At 28.6% G+C, this 22974-nt stretch carries 19 protein-coding genes and 1 pseudogene; 19 read left to right on the top strand and 1 reads right to left on the bottom strand.

Going from position 1 to position 22974, the window contains the following annotated elements; genetic code table 11:
* The first annotated feature begins 164 nt into the window (after positions 1 to 164).
* Genes cooS through KGF36_RS09275 form a run of 3 tightly spaced genes read left to right on the top strand, consistent with a single transcriptional unit; the run spans position 165 to position 3733 of the window.
* Positions 165 to 2066 (top strand): anaerobic carbon-monoxide dehydrogenase catalytic subunit, encoded by a 1902-nt coding sequence (gene cooS, locus KGF36_RS09285; protein ID WP_227839780.1) that lies wholly within the window; start codon positions 165 to 167, stop codon positions 2064 to 2066.
* A complete protein-coding gene (locus tag KGF36_RS09280; RefSeq protein WP_227854690.1) occupies positions 2059 to 2532 on the top strand; it encodes a 4Fe-4S dicluster domain-containing protein in 474 nt (157 codons plus the stop codon). Before cooS ends, KGF36_RS09280 begins: the two co-directional genes overlap by 8 nt.
* Positions 2507 to 3733, top strand: a complete 1227-nt coding sequence (locus tag KGF36_RS09275) for an FAD-dependent oxidoreductase (protein WP_227854689.1) — start codon at positions 2507 to 2509, stop codon at positions 3731 to 3733. The genes KGF36_RS09280 and KGF36_RS09275 overlap by 26 nt, the downstream gene beginning before the upstream one ends.
* Positions 3734 to 3862: 129 nt before the next feature.
* Here KGF36_RS09275 and KGF36_RS09270 read toward each other — a convergent pair whose 3' ends face one another.
* Entirely contained in the window at positions 3863 to 5050 is a 1188-nt protein-coding gene (locus KGF36_RS09270; protein WP_227827836.1) for an SAM-dependent methyltransferase, read from the bottom strand.
* Positions 5051 to 5317: 267 nt separating this feature from the next.
* On the opposite strand from KGF36_RS09270, the gene KGF36_RS09265 reads away from it, so the two are divergent.
* The 16 genes and pseudogenes from KGF36_RS09265 to KGF36_RS09190 all read left to right on the top strand — a co-directional run bounded on the left by KGF36_RS09265 (position 5318) and on the right by KGF36_RS09190 (position 22397).
* On the top strand, positions 5318 to 6142 hold the full coding sequence (locus KGF36_RS09265; protein WP_227854688.1) for an ATP-binding protein: 825 nt from the start codon (positions 5318 to 5320) through the stop codon (positions 6140 to 6142).
* A gap of 127 nt (positions 6143 to 6269) precedes the next feature.
* Complete coding sequence (gene gluD / locus KGF36_RS09260; RefSeq protein ID WP_227434603.1) at positions 6270 to 7535, top strand: Glu/Leu/Phe/Val family dehydrogenase; 1266 nt, start codon at positions 6270 to 6272, stop codon at positions 7533 to 7535.
* Between the two features lie 406 nt (positions 7536 to 7941).
* Positions 7942 to 8316, top strand: a complete 375-nt coding sequence (locus tag KGF36_RS09255; protein ID WP_227827834.1) for a M56 family metallopeptidase — start codon at positions 7942 to 7944, stop codon at positions 8314 to 8316.
* Between the two features lie 113 nt (positions 8317 to 8429).
* A complete protein-coding gene (locus KGF36_RS09250; protein ID WP_227854687.1) occupies positions 8430 to 9086 on the top strand; it encodes a M56 family metallopeptidase in 657 nt (218 codons plus the stop codon).
* Positions 9087 to 9760: 674 nt separating this feature from the next.
* Positions 9761 to 10891: a M56 family metallopeptidase gene (locus KGF36_RS09245; protein ID WP_227850259.1), complete on the top strand. Its 1131-nt coding sequence runs from the start codon at positions 9761 to 9763 to the stop codon at positions 10889 to 10891.
* A 436-nt stretch (positions 10892 to 11327) separates the two neighbouring features.
* On the top strand, positions 11328 to 12356 hold the full coding sequence (locus tag KGF36_RS09240; protein ID WP_227842664.1) for an NlpC/P60 family protein: 1029 nt from the start codon (positions 11328 to 11330) through the stop codon (positions 12354 to 12356).
* A 291-nt stretch (positions 12357 to 12647) separates the two neighbouring features.
* The gene (pyrB, locus tag KGF36_RS09235) at positions 12648 to 13568 is read left to right on the top strand and encodes an aspartate carbamoyltransferase (RefSeq protein WP_227827830.1); all 921 of its coding nucleotides are present in this window, start codon (positions 12648 to 12650) and stop codon (positions 13566 to 13568) included.
* A 40-nt stretch (positions 13569 to 13608) separates the two neighbouring features.
* The gene (locus KGF36_RS09230) at positions 13609 to 14301 is read left to right on the top strand and encodes a dihydroorotate dehydrogenase electron transfer subunit (protein ID WP_227827829.1); all 693 of its coding nucleotides are present in this window, start codon (positions 13609 to 13611) and stop codon (positions 14299 to 14301) included.
* Positions 14294 to 15196 carry a dihydroorotate dehydrogenase gene (locus tag KGF36_RS09225; RefSeq protein WP_227827828.1) on the top strand — a complete coding sequence of 301 codons (903 nt, stop codon included), beginning with the start codon at positions 14294 to 14296 and terminating at the stop codon, positions 15194 to 15196. The genes KGF36_RS09230 and KGF36_RS09225 overlap by 8 nt, the downstream gene beginning before the upstream one ends.
* Positions 15197 to 15283: 87 nt before the next feature.
* Positions 15284 to 15868 (top strand): orotate phosphoribosyltransferase, encoded by a 585-nt coding sequence (pyrE, locus tag KGF36_RS09220; RefSeq protein ID WP_227827827.1) that lies wholly within the window; start codon positions 15284 to 15286, stop codon positions 15866 to 15868.
* Positions 15869 to 16088: 220 nt separating this feature from the next.
* Positions 16089 to 17015 (top strand): ketopantoate reductase family protein, encoded by a 927-nt coding sequence (locus tag KGF36_RS09215; RefSeq protein WP_227827826.1) that lies wholly within the window; start codon positions 16089 to 16091, stop codon positions 17013 to 17015.
* Between the two features lie 199 nt (positions 17016 to 17214).
* Positions 17215 to 18501 (top strand): hypothetical protein, encoded by a 1287-nt coding sequence (locus KGF36_RS09210; RefSeq protein ID WP_227854686.1) that lies wholly within the window; start codon positions 17215 to 17217, stop codon positions 18499 to 18501.
* A 56-nt stretch (positions 18502 to 18557) separates the two neighbouring features.
* On the top strand, positions 18558 to 19217 hold the full coding sequence (locus KGF36_RS09205; protein WP_227854685.1) for a prolyl oligopeptidase family serine peptidase: 660 nt from the start codon (positions 18558 to 18560) through the stop codon (positions 19215 to 19217).
* A gap of 18 nt (positions 19218 to 19235) precedes the next feature.
* Positions 19236 to 21191 (top strand): annotated as a pseudogene (locus KGF36_RS20470) (prolyl oligopeptidase family serine peptidase).
* A 15-nt stretch (positions 21192 to 21206) separates the two neighbouring features.
* Complete coding sequence (locus tag KGF36_RS09195; protein ID WP_227827823.1) at positions 21207 to 21398, top strand: hypothetical protein; 192 nt, start codon at positions 21207 to 21209, stop codon at positions 21396 to 21398.
* Positions 21399 to 21407: 9 nt separating this feature from the next.
* Entirely contained in the window at positions 21408 to 22397 is a 990-nt protein-coding gene (locus tag KGF36_RS09190) for a permease (protein WP_227854684.1), read from the top strand.
* Positions 22398 to 22974 lie beyond the last annotated feature (577 nt).

The following is a 22974-nucleotide window of genomic DNA, read 5'->3' as shown; positions in this document are numbered from 1 at the left end:
AAAAAAAAATAAATATATATATTTATTTTAATAATTTATATTTTGTTTGAAGCTTGGGAAAACGTGGTATCAAATAAGTAGATTTTAATAGTTAAATTGTAGTCAATCACTATAATGCTATTAAATCTACTTTTTTAATATAAAAATATAAGGGGGAATTTGTAATGGCTTGTAACACTTGTAAAATGTGCGAAAGCGCAGACAAGAAATTAGAAAGTTTTGTAGCTTCAAAGGATGTTGAAACAGCATTTCATAGAACTGAAGATCAAAAGGTTAAATGTGGTTTTGGACTTCAAGGAGTCTGTTGTAGACTCTGTTCAAATGGACCATGTAGAGTAACTCCAAAGTCACCAAGAGGTATATGTGGAGCAGATGCAGATACTATAGTAGCAAGAAACTTTTTAAGAGCAGTAGCATCAGGGGCAGCTTGTTATTTACATGTGGTAGAAAATACAGCTAAGAATTTAAAAAATGTTGGAATAACTAAAGGTGTTATTAAGGGAGAAAAAACATTAAATCAATTAGCAGAGATGTTTGGAATAGAAAGTGATGAAAAATACGATAAATGTATAAAAGTAGCTGATAAAGTTATAAATGATTTATATAAATCAAGAGATGACAAGATGGAATTAGTAGAAAAAATAGCTTATGCACCTAGAGTAAAAAAATGGAAAGAGTTAGGTATAATGCCTGGTGGTGCAAAATCAGAAGTGTTTGATGCAATAGTAAAATCATCAACAAATTTAAACAGTGACCCAGTAGACATGTTAGTCAACTGTTTAAATTTAGGAATATCAACAGGGTTATATGGTCTTACTCTAACTAATCTTTTAAATGATGTTATGTTAGGAGAACCAGTTATAAGAATGGCTCCTGTAGGATTTAATGTAATAGACCCAGACTACATAAATATAATGATAACAGGTCATCAACATTCAACATTTGCAAATTTCCAAGACAGATTAAAAGATGAAGATGTTATAAAATTAGCTCAATCTGTTGGGGCAAAAGGATTTAAATTAGTAGGATGTACATGTGTTGGTCAAGATTTACAATTAAGAGGAGAACATTACCAAGAAGTATTTGCTGGTCATGCTGGTAACAACTTTACAAGTGAAGCTGTTTTATCAACTGGAGCAATAGATATAGTTCTTTCTGAATTTAACTGTACTATACCTGGACTTGAGCCAATAGCAGATAAATATAAAGTAAAAATGGTTTGCTTAGATGATGTTGCTAAAAAAGCAAATGCAGAATATATAGAATTAGATAGAAGCAATTTAGATGAACTTAGTAATTCATTAATACAAAAAGCACTAGAATCTTATAAAGATAGAAGAGGAAGTGTTGAAATAGATATACCAAAAGACCATGGATTTGAGCAGTCTTTAACTGGTGTAAGTGAAAAGAATCTAAAAGCATTTTTAGGAGATTCATGGAAACCTCTTATTAATTTAATTGCAGAAGGAAAAATTAAAGGGGTTGCAGCTGTTGTAGGATGTTCAAATATGACAGCAGGAGGTCATGATGTAAATACTGTTGAATTGACTAAGGAGTTAATTAAAAAAGATATTATAGTACTTTCAGCAGGATGTTCTACTGGAGGATTAGAAAATGTTGGTCTTATGTCACCTGGAGCAGAAGAATTAGCAGGAGAAAACTTAAAAGAAGTATGTAAGACTTTAGGAATACCACCAGTATTAAACTTTGGGCCATGTTTAGCTATAGGAAGACTTGAAATAGTAGCAACAGAGTTAGCAGCTGAGCTTGGAATAGATTTACCACAATTACCATTAGTGCTTTCAGCTCCACAATGGTTAGAAGAACAAGCATTAGCTGATGGAGCTTTTGGACTTGCTCTTGGTTTACCTCTTCATTTAGCATTACCTCCATTTATAACAGGAGGAAAATTAGTAACAGAGGTATTAACAGAAAAATTAAAAGACTTAACAGGAGGACATGTTATAGTGAATCCAGATCCTAAATCTTCAGCTGATCAATTAGAACAAATAATAATAGACAGAAGAAAAAATTTAGGGTTAAAGGATGTGGAATGTAATGCATAGAATTTTTATAAATAAAGATTTATGTACAGGCTGTAAAAGTTGTGTATTAGCTTGTATGTTAAAGCATAATAAAGATTATGACATGTATACTCTTGATTTAGAAAATATAGATAATGATAGTAGAGGGCATATAGAACTAGATAGCAAACATAATAATCCAGTTCCAATTCTTTGTAGACACTGTGATGAACCGGAATGTGCCTTAGCATGTATGAGTGGTGCAATGCATAAAGATAGTCAAAGTGGAATTGTTTCATATGATGAAGAAAAATGTGGTTCATGTTATATGTGTGTGATGTCTTGTCCATATGGATTATTAAAACCAGATGATAGAAGCAAGAAAAATGTACTTAAATGTGATTTATGTAAAGATGAGGAATATCCTAGATGTGTAGCTAATTGTCCAAGTGGGGCAATTGAATTACAGAAGGAGGAAAATGATGAATTATGTAGTGTTAGGGGCTAGTGCTGCTGGTATAAATGCAGCAAAAACATTGAGAGAATTAGATAAAGATTCTAGTATAGTGATAATTTCTAAAGATGAAAATATATACTCAAGATGTATGCTACATCATGTTATATCTGAACACAGAACTTTAAAACAAATAAACTTTGTTGATGAAGACTTTATGGAGAAAAACAATATAAATTGGATTTCAGGTAAAACTGTTAAAGGAATAGACACAGATAAAAAACTAGTTCAAATGGAAGATGTCACTGTAAATTATGATAAGCTTTTAATAGCTACAGGTGCATCTTCTGCTATTCCTCCTATAAAGAATTTAAGAGAAGGAAATTTTGTATACTCTGTAAGAAACATAGATGATATTTATAAAATAAAAGAGAAGGCAGAAAAATCGAAGAAAGTTGTTATAATAGGTGCAGGACTAGTTGGGATAGATGCTTTAATTGGTTTATTTAAATATGAACAGCTAGATATTTCAGTGGCCTTTATGGAAAAATATATTTTAGATAGACAATTAGATGAATATACAGCATCAGTATATGAAAATAAATTTAAAGAAAAAGGCGTAAAATTTTATCCAAGTGCATCAATACAAGAAATTATTTTAGATGATAGCAAAGATGTTAAAGGTGTTGCATTTTCAAACGGAGAAATTCTTGATGCAGACATGGTAATCGTAGCTACAGGAGTGAAACCTAATGCTGACTTTTTGGATGAAACAGGAATAGAATATGACAGAGGCATAATAATAGATGATAGATGTCAAACAACACAAGAAGATATCTATGCAGCAGGGGATGTTGTAGGTAAAAATGCCATCTGGCCTATAGCTGTAAAACAAGGAATTATAGCTGCACACAATATGGTTGGAAAAGATAAAAAGATAGAAGATGAATTTGCTTTTAAAAATAGTATGAATTTTATGGATATACCAACCATTTCTATAGGCATGAATACACCTGTAGATGATAGTTATAAAGTATTAACTAGACATGGAAATGATTGTTATAAAAAGTTTATTTTTAAAGATAATATAATCTATGGAGCAGTTATACAAGGAGATATTTCATATGTAGGTGTATTAACTCATTTGATAAAAAATAAGGTTGAAATATCTGATTTAGAAAATAGGATATTTGATGTATGTTATGCAGACTTCTTTAACATAAAAGAAAATGGAGAGTTTTGTTACAGTGTATAATAGCTGAATTAAAACTTATAAATAAATAGAGCTATTTTAAGATAAAAGATTTTAGTTTATAAAAGCTTTACTTAAATATAGCTCTATTTTTATAATTAAGTTCAAATTTTGATTAATTTATAAAAGTACCTATTTTGAACAAGAATACATATAATCTCTAGTTAGAGGTAAATCATTTTTGATACCTTTAGTGAAAAGTATCTGATGTATATCTATAATACCAGTATTGAAAGCAGCAGCGCAAGAACAAAGATATAAATCCCACATTCTTATAAATTTATCATCAAACATTTCTTTAATCTTAGGAAGACTATCATAGAAGTTTTTATGCCAAGATAATAAAGTTTTTACATAATGTAATCTTAAACTTTCAACATCTATAGTATGATAGTTATAATCGCTACAAATATGTATCATTTCTCTTAAACTAGGAATAACTCCACCAGGGAAAATATATTTTTTTATCCAAGGGTCTCCATAAGATTCTTTTAAGCCACTTATATAGTGAAGCAAAAATAATCCACTATCTTTTAGGACAGCATTTACATTTTTAATAAAAAGCTCATAATTTTCTCTGCCAACATGTTCAAGCATACCAACGCTAACAACTCTATCAAATGTAAGATTTGATTCTTTAAGTTCTCTATAGTCCATAAGTTTTACTTCAAGGTAATCTTGAAGATTCTCTTCTTTAATTCTAATATTAAACTCTTTAAATTGTTCTTCGCTAAGTGTAATTCCCACACCATGAATTTTATATTTTTTTGCTGCTTCTATTAATAGAAATCCCCATCCACAACCAATATCAAGAAGACTCATACCTTCTTCTAAATTTAGTTTAGTTAATATGTGATGAACTTTATTAACCTGAGCATCATAAAGATTATCATTATCATCTTTAAAATATGCACAAGAATAACTAAGTGTTTTGTCTAGCCATAAACTATAAAAATCATTTCCAATGTCATAATGAGCGTGTATTTCTTTTTTTTGATGTCTCATCGAATTAGATGAATGTAGCAAATGTTTTACAGCTGAGTTATCAATATTAAATTTGTCTATCTGTTTTAGAAGTAGATTTAAGGTTAAAAATAAATCTCCTTCAACCTCAATGTCTCTATTTATGTAGGCTTCTCCAAGTGCTAAAGATGTACTTTTTAATAATTCAGATTTGCTAATATCATTATTTACAATAACTTTAAATTGAGGAGAGCTATCTCCAACTAGAAATTCTTCCCCGTCTTTAAGCCTAACTAGAAATGGTGTTTCATTAAATCTTTCTAAATAGTCTTTTAAAAAATTTTTTGTAATGTTCATATTACCAGCTCCTTTTAATGTAAATCCAGTAAGTTTTCCTTGCTTAAAGTATATTATATTCCTTTTTTTAAAAAAGTAAAATTTTTTTTTGGTTAATTTTTACTTGAATGAACTTTTTATTTTATAAAGGAATTTTATCTTGTGATATTTTATTTTATAAATTTTAGTATTGGATATAATATTCAATTAGTAATGATATAATAATTTTAATTAATAATAAAGTTTTGAAGCAATTAGTTTGAAACTATTTAATGAAGGAGATATCAAATGGAAGTATATGCTTTAGTTGGGTCAAGTGGTACAGGAAAAAGTTATAAGGCACTAGAGTTTGCATATGAAAATGACATAGATTATATAATTGATGATGGGATTTTAATATATAGAAATAAAGTTTTAGCAGGTATATCAGCAAAACAAGCAAAGACTACTATTGAGGCAGTTAAAAGAGCTATTTTTTATAATTTAGAACATCGGCAAAAGGTTAGAGAGGTAATAGAAAAAGAAAACATAAATAAGGTTCTTGTTATAGGAACTTCAAAAAAAATGATTAATCAGATTGTAGAGAGATTATCAATCGGAAAAGTTTATAAATTTATAAATATTCAAGATATAAGTACTAAATATGAAATAGAAATAGCAAAACAATCTAGAAAAGAAGGAAATCATGTAATTCCTGTTCCAGCAGTTGAAATAAAAAATATGACAAGTGGTCTTAGTATAAATCCATTGAAAAGGTTTTTTAGAAAAGGAAATAATATAAATATGGTGGTTTTAGAAAAGACAATTATAAGACCTACTTTTAGTTACGTTGGCAAAGTTTATATTGATGCAGATGTAATTAAACAAATAATTGAATATGAAGTGTACAACTTTGGAAGCATTGATAGAATAAATAAAACCAATATAGAGAATTGCAACAATTTTATGAATATTTTTGTAAGTATAAATATCAATGATTTAGAAGTTATAAAAAAAATTGAAAGTATGCAACATATAATAAAAAAGTCTATTGAGAGAATGACTTTAGTTAATGTACAAAAAATAGATATTAACATTCATAAAATTAAAAAAATAAACTTCCTCCCATGTTAAAAAATAAACTGAGAAAATGATATACTAATTTGCAATAAAGTGTGCTATAATTAAACTGTAAATTTAGGAAATGGTTTTTCTAAATGGAGTATACATAATTATAACGTATTTATAAGGGGGCTTTCAAATGTCAGGAAAAGATGTAAATGTCTTCGAGATGGCGCAATCTCAAGTAAAAAATGCATGTGATAAATTAGGTATGGAACCAGCAGTTTATGAATTACTAAAAGAACCTATGAGGGTTATTGAGGTTTCAATTCCAGTAAAAATGGATGACGGTTCTATAAAAACTTTTAAAGGATTTAGATCACAACATAATGATGCAGTAGGGCCAACAAAAGGTGGAATAAGATTCCATCCAAATGTTTCAAGAGACGAAGTAAAAGCTTTATCTATATGGATGACTTTCAAATGTTCTGTAACAGGTATACCATATGGTGGAGGTAAAGGTGGAATAATAGTAGATCCATCAACTTTATCTCAAGGTGAATTAGAAAGATTAAGTAGAGGATACATAGATGGAATATATAAATTAATAGGTGAAAAAGTTGACGTTCCTGCACCAGACGTAAACACTAATGGACAAATAATGTCTTGGATGGTTGATGAATATAATAAATTAACTGGACAAAGTGCTATAGGTGTTTTAACTGGTAAACCAGTTGAATTTGGTGGTTCTTTAGGAAGAACAGCTGCTACTGGATTTGGTGTTGCTGTAACTGCAAGAGAAGCTGCTGCTAAATTAGGAATAGATATGAAAAAAGCTAAATTAGCTGTTCAAGGTATAGGAAACGTTGGTTCTTACACAGTTCTTAACTGTGAAAAACTTGGTGGTACTGTTGTAGCTATGGCTGAATGGTGCAAATCAGAAGGTTCTTATGCTATATACAATGAAAATGGTTTAGATGGTCAAGCTATGTTAGACCATATGAAAGAACATGGTAACTTATTAAACTTCCCAGGAGCTAAGAGAATATCTTTAGAAGAGTTCTGGGCTTCAGATGTTGATATAGTAATACCAGCTGCATTAGAAAACTCTATAACTAAAGAAGTTGCTGAATCTATAAAAGCTAAATTAGTTTGTGAAGCTGCTAATGGACCAACTACTCCAGAAGCTGACGAAGTATTTGCTGAAAGAGGAATAGTTCTTACTCCAGACATATTAACTAATGCTGGTGGAGTTACAGTTTCTTACTTCGAGTGGGTACAAAACTTATATGGATACTACTGGTCAGAAGAAGAAGTAGAGCAAAAAGAAGAAGTAGCTATGGTTAAAGCATTTGAATCTATTTGGAAAATCAAAGAAGAATACAATGTTACAATGAGAGAAGCTGCTTATATGCATTCAATTAAGAGAGTTGCTGAAGCTATGAAATTAAGAGGATGGTACTAGAATTACTCTTAATAAATAATAGGATATAATTATTTAATATATAAAAGGGCTGTACTATGTACAGCCCTTAAAAGTTGTATGACTCAAAATAATTTGGGTCATTTTTTATTTTGTAAGATATATTAATGTAATCTATGCAAAAAAATTAAATACAACTATAATCAATAAAACTAAAGTTGATGTAATTAAAATTATTTACTTTCAAAACACTTATAATGTAATATTAGTAGGTTTTAGATAGAGTCTATATATTATAACTTAAACTAATTCTTGTCAATTGACGCACTAATTATGAATAAGATATAATTAAATAAAAATAGTTTTATAAACTTAATTGAAAAAATATTAAATAAAAATAAATATATTTCTAAATTAAATATGTTTCAAATGAGATAGGAGAGAGTTGATGGCTAACTTAATTCTAAATGGGATTTCTAGAACAGTTATAGTGAGTAGTTTATGTATATTTTTAATATTAATTTTTAAGCAAACGATATTTAAAAGATTTAGTAAGAAGTTCAATTATTATATATGGTTAATAGTAGTTCTTAAGTTGTTACTTCCATTTACCTATTATACCTTTACAGTTAATATTTTAAGAAATAAAACGAAAGCCAATATTGATAATATTAACTTAGAACATTTTAATAGTGTTTCAACTTTAAGTAATAGTATTTTGATATATGTTTGGATTTCTACTGTAATAATATATTTAACTTATACTATCTTTAAATACATAAAACTAAAAAACTTAATAAATGACTTATCTTATGATGTTTAGGATGAAGAAATAATAAATCTTTATGTAAGTATATTAAAAGAATTTAATATCACAAAAGATATAAAGTTAAAATATTCTTATGAAGTTGAAACACCAGCATTTTTGATTCATGTGTGCTTTTACCACCACATGATTATAAACTAAAAGAACTTGAATGGATTTTTAGACATGAGCTTATGCATTTTAAGAGTAAAGACCTCTGTTTGAAATATGTAGTGTTGTTTTTAAAAATAGTTTATTGGTTTAATCCAGTTATATATATAATGGATAAACATATGGATTTAGACTGTGAACTTTATTGTGATGAGAGGGTTTTAAAAAAGTTTAGTACAGAAGATAAAAAAGACTATGCTTTAACAATTATAAATGCAATGAGAAGAAGCTCAAATTCTTCAAACAAATTTGTAGCTGGGTTACATAAGAAATCTGATATTAAAAAGAGAGTAACGAATATGTTTAATGAAAAATATAAGAATGGTATATTAATAGCTTTAATTATATGTTTATTATCATCAGTTACTTTCATCAAGTTTGATTCAGATAGTATTATTGAGTATAATGTTCCTTTAGATAGACCTAAAAATGTATGTAAAAAAATTGATATCGGTAAAGCAGCTAGTCTTGGAGATTTTGTTGAGTATACATATGCGACTGCGCCTGAAAAAGTTAGAAGAATATATGCAGAAAAATGTAAAGCTTTAGGAATTACTCCTAAAGATTCTGATAAAATAGAGATTCCATCAGGGGCTTATAATGAATTAACATTATAATTAAAGCAAGAAAATTTAAATTTCAAATTCACTATTATTAAGATTTCTTTTTATTAATAATCTTTATAAAAATATATTATATATAAAATTTACATAAAAACAAAAAATAATATTTATGTATACTTTAGTCTGAAAATGAAATACCTTCAATTAATGGTATTAAAATTTATTTTTAATAAATAATATAATTATTTAAGATATAAAAAAAGAAGCTCTTTGTAAGGACATTAAAAGTTAAATGATTCAAAGTAATTTGAGTCATTTTTTATTTGTATAATATTATATGAATAAAGATATTTAGCTATTATATAGTACAATATTATGAAGTTTATAAAAGAGTGACTTTAATTAATTACTGATAATTGCTAATTTATTACTGTTAAATTATAATTAAATAGAGATTATTTAATAAATTGTAGTTTGTGAAAACTCTTAAAAATAAAAAAATTATCTACAATAAAGTAAATATATTTTAGGTAGGAATAGAGTTTTGACAAAATCAAAAAAGTGTGAATTTAATCTAAAATAGAATATTTATATAAATATAAAATAAATATTAAGCAAGCAAAATAGATGTTTATTCTGTAATTTCAAAAACAATAGAAAATATGAAAAACTTAAAAATTAAGTAAATTTAAATACAAAATACTAATAAATAAGTTAGGTGAAAATATATGGTTAATTCAATTCTAAATGGGATTTTTAGAACTGTTATAGTAAGTAGTTTAAGTATTTTTCTGATATTGATTTTCAAGAAAAATGTATTCAAAAGATTTAGTAAAAAATTTAATTATTACATATGGATGATAGTTGTTATTAAGCTGTTGCTACCTTTTACATACTATACCTTTACAATAAATATCTTGAGAAGCAAAGAAAATATCAATATTAATAATATAAATTTAGAGGGCTTTAATAATGTTTCAAATTTAAAGAATAATATTTTATTATATGCTTGGCTTATAACTGTAGTAATATATTTAATTTATACTATATTTAAATACATAAAACTTAAAAACTTAATAAATGATTTATCCTATGATGTTGAGGATGAAGAAATAATAAATCTTTATAAAGATATATTAAAAGAATTTAATATAACAAAAGATATAAAACTAAAGTATTCTTATGAAGTTGAAACACCAGCATTTTTTAATTCATGTGTACTTTTGCCACCACATGACTATAATTTAAAAGAACTCAATTGGATTTTTAGGCATGAACTTATGCATTTTAAGAGTAGAGACCTTTGTCTAAAGTATGTAATGTTATTTTTAAAAATAGTATATTGGTTTAATCCATTTGTATATATAATGGACAAACATATAGATTTAGATTGTGAACTTTATTGTGATGAGAGGGTTTTAAAAAAACGTAGTGAAGAAGAAAAACAAGATTATGCTCTAACAATTATAAATGCAATGAGAAGAGGTTCAAATATTTCAAATAAATTTGTGGCTGGATTACATAAACAATCTGATATTAAAAAAAGAGTAATGAATATGTTTAATGAAAAATATAAAAATGGTATTTTAATGGCATTAACTTTATGTTTATTATCTTCTATTACTTTTTTAAAAGTAAATTCAACTAGTATTGCTAATTTAAATGTATTACCTAAAGATTTGGATTACTCAGAAACTACTAATAGAGCAATAATAGGCTTTATATCATTTACATATGCAGATGCTCCTGAAAAGGTTAGAAAAGAGCATAAAGAAAACTGTGAGTATTTGGGGAAGATTCCAAAAGATTCTGATGAAATAGAAGTTTATATAAAATTCTATAACAAATTAGAACCATAAGTAAACTTAGAAAAAACTATAATCTAAAAGTCACTTTTCTAAAAGTGACTTTCTATAATAAGTTGAAAAATTCACTATATTTCTAACTTTATAGAAGTTTTATTAAAAAATATACGATACATAAAAACGCACAAAAAAACACATAAAACAATATTTATGCGTACTTTAGCTTCAAAAGGTACAAAATTCTTTACTTTTACAAACTCATATTATATAATTAAGTAAATAATGTATATTTAGGTGACATATTGGATAAGCTAATTAATTATTATTTATTAATATAATGATACTATAAAAGTTATATAAAGAGGTTTACAAAAAAGTTACAGATAGAGCTTTTATTAATGTATTGTGTATTAGTATTTTATCCTTAGGTACACTTCACCTACAAAATAGAATCATAAGATAATTATGGGAAAATTTTAGGAGGTTTATCGTGAAGAAAAAGATATTAATACCAGTATTTGCATCAGTTATGGCATTATCAGTAAGTTCAATTGTAAATGCAGATGAAATAAATGATTCATCTCAAAATAAAGATGATAAAACAAATACTGAATTAAATTTAGGCGAATATAAAGAAGTAAAATATAAAGTTGCAAGAATAAAAGATGGAGTAGCTATAAAGATAAGAGAAGAAGGTCAAGTTCAAAATATAGCTTATTCTGGAGACGAATTTACAGTTCTAGGAATCCAAGGAGAATGGGTTAAAGTTAAAGTTGAAGATGGCGAAGGTTGGTTGGCTACTAGATATGTAGATATATCTGAAGGGGTAGGATATACTAATGCTGATAAAGTAAACTTAAGAAAAGATAAAAGTGAAAATTCAGAAGTAATTGGGGAGCTAGAAAAAGGAAGCTCTTTATTGGTTTTAGAGGAAAATGGAGATTGGTTAAAAGTTAAAGATGGAGAAACAGAAGGATATGTAAAATCTTCTTATCTAACTGATAAAGCTCCAGTAATAGAAGAGCCACAAGTAGACCAAAATGTTACTCAAAATGGAGATTCTACAAACACAAATAACAATCAACAAAACAATACAAATAATAATCAACAAAATAATAATTCCAATGTGCCAACAGCTAACTCTAATGCAGTTCAAGCTGTGCTTAATTTGGCTTATTCTAAGCAAGGTTGCCCATATGTTTGGGGAGCAGAAGGGCCAAATACTTTTGACTGTTCAGGATTTACACAATATGTATACAGAAATGCAGTAGGAAAGAAGATACCAAGAACATCTAAGGCACAATCTAATTATGGACAAACTGTAAGTAAGGCAAATTTACAGCCAGGAGACTTAGTATTCTTTACAACTAATGGTTCTGGTTCTGTTAGTCATGTTGGTATATATGTAGGTGGAGGTAATATGATACATTCACCATCAACAGGAAAAACAGTTCGTGTAACTAGTATAAATTCAGCATACTATACAGCAAGATTTGTTACAGCAAAAAGAATCTTATAATCGATTTGTACTATAATAAATTGATAAATACATAAATACAAATGCTCTATATTATATTTAATTTAATCAGAAAATCTAAAATGATTATATGTTAAATGCAATATAGAGTTTTTTTGCGTTATCTTAAATTTTGATGTGGATTTATATTAATATTACTATTAAATAGTATTCTTTCCAGATAATGATTATTTGTGCAATACCTTGACAGGATAAGGTAAAGGTGATAAGCTACTAACAGTACAAAAATACTTTTAATTTTAGTTCAGAGAGGCTAAAAAAGGAGGACGAAAGATGTTAAAATCAAGAAATTTAATCCAACCAGAAGACTTTTCAATAGAAGAAATAGATGAAATATTAGAATTAGCTCAAAAAATAATTGACAATCCGTCAAAATATTCTCATATATGTGAAGGTAAACTATTAGCTACATTATTTTATGAACCGTCAACAAGAACAAGATTAAGTTTTGAATCTGCTATGAACAGACTAGGAGGTCGTGTCGTAGGTTTTTCAGAGCCAAACTCATCATCTGCATCAAAGGGTGAAACTTTAGGTGATACGATGAGAATAGTATCTAGTTATGTTGATATAATAGCTATGAGACACCCTCAATCAGGTGCAGCTATAGAAGCATCAAAATTCACAGAAGTACCATTTATAAATGCAGGAGATGGCGGAAATCAGCATCCAACACAAACACTTACAGATTTACTTACTATAAAATCATTAAAAGGAACTTTAGAAAATCACACAATAGGATTATGTGGTGATTTAAAATATGGAAGAACTGTACATTCTTTAGTTAAGGCTATGGCAAGATACAAAAATACTAAGTTTGTATTTATAGCACCTGAAGAACTAAAAATGCCAGACTATATAAAAGAAGCTATAAAGGGACATGCTTACTATGAAACTAATAATTTAGATGATGTTATAGGAAGTTTGGATGTTTTATATATGACTAGAATTCAACAAGAAAGATTTGAAGATAAATCAGAATACGAAAGACTGAAAAACTATTATATTTTAAATAAAGCTAAATTAGAAAAAGCATCTGAAAGTATGTTAGTAATGCATCCATTACCAAGAGTAAATGAAATAGATGTTGATGTAGATACAGATGATAGAGCTGTTTATTTTAAGCAAGCTAAATATGGAATGTTCGTTAGAATGGCATTAATAATAAAGCTTCTAGGTATAAATGAAGGCTAGTAGTTACATTATATAATAGTAAAGTAAAGGAGATTTTGGGATGTATAAAATTCTAGAAAATATATACATAGGTGAAGATATGTATAGAATGAAAGTAAAAGGTACTTTTGAAGGTAAGATGGGGCAATTTTATATGCTAAGAGCATGGGATACTTATCCAGTACTTTCAAGACCTATAAGTATACATGATATAGATGAAGAAGGTATAACTTTTCTTTATAAAGCAGTAGGAGAAGGAACTCAAATTATTAGTAATCTAAAAGTGAATGATACTATAAAGCTAGAAGGTCCTTATGGAAATGGATATAGTAAAGTTGATGGAAAAGTAGCTCTAGTAGGTGGTGGAATCGGTGTAGCACCATTGTATTTAGTTGCTAAAAATATAAAAGACTGCGATGCTTATCTTGGATTTAGAGAAGATGTTATATTAGAAAATGAATATAAAGAAGTTTGTAATGAGGTATATACAACAGTAGGAAATACGTTTGTAACAGATATAATTGATGTAGAAAAATATGACTATATATTAACATGTGGGCCAACTCCAATGATGGAAAAATTGGTTAAAATGGTAGAAGGTACTAAAACAAGGATTATGGTGTCACTTGAAAATCATATGGCATGTGGAGTAGGAGCGTGTTTAGTATGTACATGTAAGACTACTAAAGGAAACAAAAAAACTTGCAAAGATGGTCCAGTATTTTGGGGAGAGGACGTGATTTTTAATGGCTAATTTGAACATAAAATTTGGAAATATTGATTTTAAAAATCCAGTAATAATGGCGTCTGGGACTTTTGGATTTGGAAGAGAATATAATGAAATTTATGAGATACAAAAACTTGGTGGGATAAGTAGTAAAGGTCTTACTTTAAATAAAAAACCTGGTAATAATGGTATGAGAGTTCATGAGACACCATCAGGTATGATGAATAGTGTTGGACTTGAAAATCCTGGAGTTCAAGGATTTATAGACAGTGAACTTCCTTTCTTCAGTGAGTTAGATTTAGTTAGAATTGCTAATGTTGGAGGCGGAACATTAGAAGATTATCTACTTGGGGTTAAGCTGTTAAATGACAAGCCTGTAGATATTATTGAATTAAACATATCTTGTCCAAATGTCAAAGCAGGAGGAATGGCTTTTGGTATAAAAAATGAAGTGGCAAGAGAAGTTGTTCGTGAGGTAAGAAACGTAACTAAACTACCTCTAGTAATAAAATTATCGCCTAATGCTGAAGATATTGTGGGTATGGCAAAAGTTTGTGAAGAAGAAGGTGCTGATGGAGTATCTTTAGTTAATACTTTTAAAGCAATGGCAATTGATATAAAAAATAGAAAGCCAGTATTTGAAAATGTATATGCTGGATTATCTGGACCAGCTATAAAGCCTATAGCTCTTAGAATGGTACATGAAGTTTGTAAAAATGTAAATATACCAGTAATGGGAATGGGTGGAATAACTAAAGCTACAGATGCCATAGAATTTATAATGGCAGGAGCTACTTGTATTCAAGTTGGAACTGCAAATTTCATGAATCCTAAAATTGGTCTTGAGATAATAGATGGAATCAATGAATTTATGGATAGAGAAGGAATAAAGAGTTTAGAAGAAATAAGAGGAATTATATAAGTCAGTGTAGGTATGATAAATAAGTATAACTAAATCAAATAATATAAATTAAAATAAATATAATATTAACATGGAGGAAAAAATAATATGAGTAAAGTAGATGTAGTAGATATATTAAAGAAAAGTGATGCATTATTAGAGGGACATTTTTTATTATCTTCAGGAAAACACAGTAACAGATATGTGCAATGTGCAAAGTTATTAAGATTCCCAGAGTATGCAGCTGAGGTATTAAATACAGTTGTTGAACAAATTAAAGATTTAGGTATAGACTTAGTAGTTGGGCCAGCTATGGGTGGAGTAGTAGTTTCTTATGAGTTAGGAAGACAGTTAGGAAAAGAAGCTATATTTACTGAGAGAAAAGATAATACAATGGAGTTAAGAAGAGGATTTGAAGTTAAAAAAGGTGCAAAAATAATAATTGCTGAAGATGTTGTTACTACTGGTAAGTCAACTATGGAAACAAAAAGAGTATTAGAAGCATTAGGTGGAGAAGTTATAGGTGTTGCCTGTATAGCTGATAGAACTAATCATGATATAGGTATGCCTATATATAGTGCAGTAAAACTTGATATTCAAGTTTATGAAGCTGGTGAATGTCCTTTATGTAAAGAGGGAAAATTACCAGTTGTTAAACCTGGAAGTAGAGAGTTTAAAGAATTAGGAATGTAATAACTAATTAATTAAATTTAACATTATTTGAGGAAATACAAATTTTTTTGACTAAAAAAATATCAATTTAAATATATAAATAAGAGATAATAAACAGCTAGCTTTCATTTAAAAGGCTAGCTGTTTTTTGTTGAAAATATATTTACAAAACAGTAGCTAGTAGCAGTACAATATAATTATAAAATAAAAAATTATTATATATATTGGGGAGGGTTTCGGTATGAGTAATCAATTAAAGAAAAATCAAAAAAAGGTTGTATTTTTTGGTGTTGGTGCTGTTGGAGCTACCTTTGCAGAACAATTTTTAAATTCTAAATATGATTTTAAAATTCTTTGTGACCAAAAAAGAAAAAAAAGATATTTAGAAGATGGTTTTATAATAAATGGAAAAAGATATGACTTCGATTATATAACTAAAGATGAATATAAACAAGAAGCTGATTTTATAATTATAGGTTTAAAATACAATAACCTAAAAGAAAATATAGAAGAGTTAGATGGATTGGTTGGAAAAGATACAGTAATAATGTCTTTATTAAATGGAGTTAATAGTGAAGAGATAATAGGAGAAAGATTTGGAATTGAAAAAATGGTATATTCATATGTAACAAATATAGATGCAAAAAAAATAGAAAATAATATTATACATACTACAGATGGAATAATTGTATTTGGAAATAAAGATAATAGTGAAGATAGAAAAACAGATATAATAACTGAAGTTTTTGATAGTGTAAATATAGAATATGTATTATCAAAAAATATTCAACGAGATATGTGGTGGAAATACATGGTTAATATTGGGGTAAATCAAACTTCAGCTATACTTGGAGCTTCTTATGGAGTGTTTCAAGACTCTGAATATCTAAGAGAGTTAGCAAAATCTGCAATGAGAGAAGTTGTTGATATAGCTCAAGTAAAAGGTATATGTCTTACAGAAGATGATGTAGAAAATTCATTACATAGAATACTAGAACATTCAAGAGAAGGTAGAACATCAATGCTTCAGGATGTAGAGGCTCATAGACTTACAGAAGTAGATATGTTTTCTAAGAATATTTGTGAACTTGGAAGAAAGTATAACATACCAACTCCTATAAATCAGACTCTTTTTTATATGATAAAAGTAATTGAAAGTAGATTTTAGAAAATTTTTAGAAAAAAATTGAGGCTGTGAGTAAATCTGTGTAAAACAAATTTATCTACAACTTTTTTAGTAGACACAATTGGTAAAAATGGTTATACGTCAAATTATGAATACTAAAAAAATAAAAAATTTTAAATTTAAAATAAAAAATTTGAAAGGAATTTTGAATAAAATTATTACAGAAGGGATAGAAAATACTATGAAAAAGCTATTTACAAGTGAAACATTTTTGGAATTTCAGTTTATCAGTGACTGCCAACTGTCTCCAGATGGAGGATATACAGCCTTTGTTATAAAGAAAGCTGATATCAAAGAGAATGGTTACACAAGCCAACTTTATGTATTAGACAATAAAAGTGGAGAATTAAAACAAATAACTTCTATAGATTCTGTAGGAGCATATGCTTGGGAAAATGAAAATACGATTTTGTTCCCTGCTTTGAGAAATGAAAAAGTAAAAGAAGGTATTAAAAATGGCAAGCAATGTATGAGTTACTATGCTTTATCTTTACATGGTGGAGAAGCAGAAGAACTTTTTAGATTACCCATCAAAGGTGGTAAATTGAATCCTATAGGAAAAGGTTTGTATGCAGTAATTGATTCTTATGATAATGACCAACCTGCTATGGAAGGATTGTCAGAAGAAGAACAGCAGAAAAAAATAAATGCTTATAATAAAAGACAATATGAACACTTTAAGGAAATTCCTTATGCTGTCAATGGTGAAGGATATATTAGTAGGAAAAGAAAGCGCCTGTACTTATATAACAATAATACAAAGGAATTAAAGCCAATTACAGTCCCAATGTTTAATGTGGTAGGTATGAAAATAAATGATGGCAAAATATTATATGTAGGACAGGAATTTGAAAATGTAAAAGGTTTAAAAATTGGAGTTTATGTGTTTGATACTAAGAATAATACAAATGTTTGTATATTAGAAAAAGATAATTATATTATAAAAGGTTTTGAATTATATAAAAATAAAGCAGTGTTAAATTTAACAGATGCTTTGTCTTATGGTAATGGCGAAAATGGAGATTTTTATACCATTGATATTGATACAAAAGAAATTAAACTTCTTTCAGAACATCAACATCATTGTATAGGAAATACAATAACATCTGATATTAAAATAGGTACAGGGCAGACAACAAAAGTAGATGGTGAATATATTTATTATACTTCTACAGTAAATATGGACTGCATTATTGAGAGAATACATATTCCAACAGGAAAACAGGAAAAAGTTACAAAAACAGGCTCTGTTGATTTTATCGATGTGAAAGATGGCAATATTGTATGTGTAGCTTGTACAGGAAATCAATTACCTGAAGTTTATACAGTAGAAAATGAAACTTTATGCAAGAAAACATATTTGAATGAACATATTCTACAGGAATATAAAATTTCTGAACCAGAATATATGGAATCAAAAGGAAGTTCTAATTGGGAAATACAAGGATATGTATTTAAACCAGAGTAGATTATGAAGTAGGAAAAAAATATCCAGCTATATTGGCAATTCATGGTGGGCCAAGATTGACATATGGACCATATTTTATGAATGAAATACAGGTATTTGCAAGTTCAGGATATTTTGTATTCTTCTGTAATCCAAGAGGTTCCGAAGGTCGAGGAAATGATTTTGCTGATATTAGAAAACAATTTGGAGATATTGATTACATAGATTTTATGGAGTTTACAGATGCTGTACTTGAAAAATATCCTGATATTGATGAAACGAAGTTAGCTGTAGAAGGTGGAAGCTATGGCGGATTTATGACAAACTGGATAATTGGTCATACAAATCGTTTTGCTGCTGCTTGTGCTCAACGTTCTATTGCAAACTGGAGTGGTATGGAGGGTACAACAGACATTGGTTATTATTTCTGCAAAGGGCAAACAGGAGCTTCTCACATGGAAAATCATGAGCTTCAATGGAAACAATCTCCTCTTGCTTACGCTGATAAATGTGTTACTCCAACTTTATTCTTACATGGGGAAAAAGATTATCGTTGCTATATGCAAGAAGCATTCCAGATGTTTTCTGCATTGAAAATTCATGAATGCCCTACAAAACTTTGTCTTTTTGCAGGAGAAAATCATGAGTTATCACGTTCTGGCGGACCAAAACAAAAACTGCAAAGATTCGTAGAAATGTTAAATTGGTTTTCAATATATGTTAAAAAAGAGCAGTAAAGAGAGTAGAATATAAAAATGGAAAAACTAAAAATTGAAAGTTCAGATATTTATGAATATTTATTTCCTCATGATATTTCTTGTTCCCCTGATGGAAAGTATATTGCTTATATTATATCAAATATCAATGAGGAAAAAGATTGTTATGAACATGACTTATATGTTATGGAAATAAAAACAAAGAAACAAATACATTTAACTCAAACAAGAGATGTAACAGCATTTAGCTGGATTTCTAATACAGAATTATTTTTTACTTCAAAAAGAGATAAACCAAAAGCAGGTACAACAGATTTTTACACTATTTCTATACAAGGAGGAGAAGCAAAAAGAGCATTTTCTATTCCAAAAGCCTGTGGTCTACCTGTATCATTGGGAAATAAATTGTGGTTATTGATGACAAAAAATCCAACAGATGCTAAAAAATCAGAACCAGATAGAGCGGTAGAAGGTGTGGACTATTGGACATTTACAGATAAACCTTTTATAAGAGATGGAGAAAATTTTTCTCAAAGAAGACGTGTTACTTTAGAGTTGTATCAAGAAGGAAAAAATGAAACAAAAGCTATTACACCAAAATATTGTGATGTAGCAAGTTTAGATGTTTCTTCTGACAAAAAAAGAATTTTATATATTGGTCAGATTTATGAAGATTGTGCGACACCTTTTTCTGGTCTTTGGGAGTATCATTTAGAAACTGGAGAAACAAAAGAACTTGTTCCACAGGGAAAGTATCAAATTAGTTTGGCTAAATATGTTGGTGAAAATAAAGTAATGTTGCAGGCTTCTACATTAGACCGTTCTATTACACAGAACCATGATATTTTTATGCTTAACTTGGATAATGGTGCAATGAATATGATTGCAAGCCCAGATGGTATGTATGCTACATTATTGGATGTAGATGCTGTATATGGTGGTGGGCGTAGTAATAAAGTCATAGGAGATAAGTTTATTGGTGCAAGAATTTGCAGAACTATGACAGAGTTTAATGAATTTGACACAAAAACAAGTAATATACGCATTATTACAAAAGTAGATGCTTTTACCTCTTTTGATGTTTATGACAACACAATGTATGTAGTTATGCTGAAAGACTATGAATTAGCAGAAATATACAGCATTGATATGATGACAGGAGAAATGATAAAAATGACTACTTTTTCTAAACCATACTTAGATAGTCATAAAGTATCTTTACCTGAAAAATTAACATTTGTGGCAAAAAATGGAGAGGAAGTAGATGGTTTTGTAATACCACCTGTAGATGTTAAAGAAGGTGAAAAATATCCAGCTGTATTATTTATCCATGGTGGACCTAAATGGGCATATGGTTATATGTTTACACATTTGAAACAGTGTGTAGCGTCAAAAGGAATGTATGTTATTTACTGTAATCCTCATGGAGGCGATGGATATGGTGAAAAATTCTTGGAGATGGTAGAAAGATGGGGTTATGTTGATTATGAACATCTCATGGAATTTGTAGATACCTGTATTGAAAAATATCCTGGTATTGATGCAGACCGCCTAGGTGTGACAGGAGGAAGTTATGGTGGTTATATGGCAAACTGGATAATTGGCCATACAGACCGTTTCAAAGCAGTTGCTTCTCAAAGAGGTATTAGTAACTTAGTTACAGCATCTTTGATTATTGACTTTGGTGATAGAATTATGAAGCAAACTTGTGGTGATAAGACACCCTAGAATCATGAGGAAGTTCTTTGGAATCATTCGCCTATTAAATATGTAAAAAATGTTAAAACACCAACTTTGTTCTTACATAGCGATAGAGATTATAGATGTTTTATGGGAGATACTTTCCAAATGTTCACAGCATTAAAACAGCTTGGTGTAGATACAGAAATGTATTTATTCCATGGAGATACACATGGATTGTCTAGAAATGGCAGACCATCTAATAGAATTGTACGTGCTGATGCCATTGTAGATTGGTTTGAAAGATATTTATAATAAGGGGGTTATTTTATGAGTGAAATGTTATTATGGTTTAGTGTTGTATTAGTTTTGTTTGCTATTGGAGATTTAATTGCAAGTAAAACAAAAGCAAAAGTTTCTGCTGTATTTGTCACATTACTTTTATTTTTGATTCTCTTTGTCACAAAAGTGATACCAGCAGATATTATTGAAAAAGCAGGTATGACTGCAGTGGCAAGTTAGAGTGTTCCAATGATTATGTTCAGTATGGGAACAATGTTGAATGTCAAACAGTTCATAGACGAATGGAGAACTGTGTTGACAGCATGGCTTGGAATTTTGGCAGTTATCATTTGTGTTTCATTGTGTATTCCTCTGTTTGGAAAAGCAACAGTATTGACAAGTATACCAGTTATAAATGGGGCTTTACCTGCTACCATTATTATGACGCAGGAAGCGTTAGAAAAAGGATTGACACTTGCAGCAGCTACAGCAACAGTTGTATTTGCAATTCAGAAATTTGTTGGTACACCAATTGCCTCTAGAGCTGCACTACAGGAAGCCAACCGTCTTTTAATAGAATATCATGAAGCAAAAGGAAAAGGAATTGATTTAGCAAATGTGAGTGGTGAAAATAAAGAAACAGAAGGTACAGCAAAAAAAGCAAAACAGGTTTTCTGTGAAAAATATGATAAATATTATTCTACAAATGTTTGTATATTTTTTATAGCTATATTCTCTTATTTAGGATATGAGTTTTCAGAGATTATTCATATGAATTATTCGATTGTATGTCTTGTTGTTGGTGTTCTTGTAACGCGTATTGGTATTGTACCAAAAGACATTTTAGAAAAAGGAAAAATAAAGGGGTTTATCAACATGGTTGTGTTTGTGGCTGTTATTCTTTCTTTAGCGAAGGTTTCTTTGACAGATTTAGTTAGTCTTTTTGTACCAATTGTAGGTATGTTTGCAGTTTCTATTATTGGTATATTTATTACAATGAAGGTATTACCTGGATGGAAAATTATTGGTTCTAAACCTCTTGCCTTTGGTGTAGGATTTTGCCAGATGCTGGGATTCCCAACAACATATTTGATTTCAAATGAAGTATGTAATGTCACTGGAGAAACAGAAGAAGAAAGAGCATATTTGATGTCTAAAATAATGCCTAAGCTAGTAGTTGGTGGTATGGCTTGTATGATTTCTATAGTGGTAGCTGGTATTATTGTACCAATGCTATAAATAAATTTTGTAATTAAATAGTAAATAGGAAAAGGGATAATTATTTATTGGGATAGGTTATAATATAAAAAGGATTCTAAAAGTCATAAAAAGCTTGTAGAATCTTTTTTTATGTTAACTTAAATAATGAACGCATAAGTTTAAGGGAAATACTCATAGCTATAACATGAGAATGATAAATAAAATTAAAAATTCTAATACATATGCAGTATTTAAAATTTCTTCTGTTATGTCATGTTTGATTTTTAATAACTCTTTCACGTTTTATCTAAAATAAAAACCACTCAAATATGACTAAGAGCGGTTTGAAATTCAATGTTAATTTAATTTTAGAATTATCCATCTTATAATATATAAAATATGAATTAAAAAATATTTTTAATAGCTATAACTATTGATATTACTTATTTTTATATTAATTACTATATCATAAAATAACAAAAAAATCAAGTCGAGTAATCTCTCTGTTTCAGTGATATACTAGGTTTTAATAGTTTTTAATAAACATAATGTAACTAGAGGATAATCTATGTTTTTTAATTTTTTTGATTAAAGTTACCTCTAGCTCAATAATTAT

It is taken from the genome of Clostridioides sp. ZZV14-6009, from assembly GCF_020658095.1.
Taxonomy (GTDB): Bacteria; Bacillota; Clostridia; order Peptostreptococcales; family Peptostreptococcaceae; genus Clostridioides.
The sequence above is the reverse complement of the archived record's forward strand: the minus strand, read 5'-3'. Positions and strand labels throughout refer to the sequence as shown.

Excerpts from the sequence above, each read along its gene's own strand:
- cooS (WP_227839780.1), top strand. The coding sequence starts at position 165 with ATGGCTTGTAACACTTGTAAAATGTGCGAAAGCGCAGACAAGAAATTA.
- KGF36_RS09280 (WP_227854690.1), top strand. The coding sequence starts at position 2,059 with ATGCATAGAATTTTTATAAATAAAGATTTATGTACAGGCTGTAAAAGT.
- KGF36_RS09275 (WP_227854689.1), top strand. The coding sequence starts at position 2,507 with ATGAATTATGTAGTGTTAGGGGCTAGTGCTGCTGGTATAAATGCAGCA.
- KGF36_RS09270 (WP_227827836.1), bottom strand. The coding sequence starts at position 5,050 with ATGAACATTACAAAAAATTTTTTAAAAGACTATTTAGAAAGATTTAAT.
- KGF36_RS09265 (WP_227854688.1), top strand. The coding sequence starts at position 5,318 with ATGGAAGTATATGCTTTAGTTGGGTCAAGTGGTACAGGAAAAAGTTAT.
- gluD (WP_227434603.1), top strand. The coding sequence starts at position 6,270 with ATGTCAGGAAAAGATGTAAATGTCTTCGAGATGGCGCAATCTCAAGTA.
- KGF36_RS09255 (WP_227827834.1), top strand. The coding sequence starts at position 7,942 with ATGGCTAACTTAATTCTAAATGGGATTTCTAGAACAGTTATAGTGAGT.
- KGF36_RS09245 (WP_227850259.1), top strand. The coding sequence starts at position 9,761 with ATGGTTAATTCAATTCTAAATGGGATTTTTAGAACTGTTATAGTAAGT.
- pyrB (WP_227827830.1), top strand. The coding sequence starts at position 12,648 with ATGTTAAAATCAAGAAATTTAATCCAACCAGAAGACTTTTCAATAGAA.
- KGF36_RS09230 (WP_227827829.1), top strand. The coding sequence starts at position 13,609 with ATGTATAAAATTCTAGAAAATATATACATAGGTGAAGATATGTATAGA.
- KGF36_RS09225 (WP_227827828.1), top strand. The coding sequence starts at position 14,294 with ATGGCTAATTTGAACATAAAATTTGGAAATATTGATTTTAAAAATCCA.
- pyrE (WP_227827827.1), top strand. The coding sequence starts at position 15,284 with ATGAGTAAAGTAGATGTAGTAGATATATTAAAGAAAAGTGATGCATTA.
- KGF36_RS09215 (WP_227827826.1), top strand. The coding sequence starts at position 16,089 with ATGAGTAATCAATTAAAGAAAAATCAAAAAAAGGTTGTATTTTTTGGT.
- KGF36_RS09210 (WP_227854686.1), top strand. The coding sequence starts at position 17,215 with ATGAAAAAGCTATTTACAAGTGAAACATTTTTGGAATTTCAGTTTATC.
- KGF36_RS09195 (WP_227827823.1), top strand. The coding sequence starts at position 21,207 with ATGAGTGAAATGTTATTATGGTTTAGTGTTGTATTAGTTTTGTTTGCT.
- KGF36_RS09190 (WP_227854684.1), top strand. The coding sequence starts at position 21,408 with ATGATTATGTTCAGTATGGGAACAATGTTGAATGTCAAACAGTTCATA.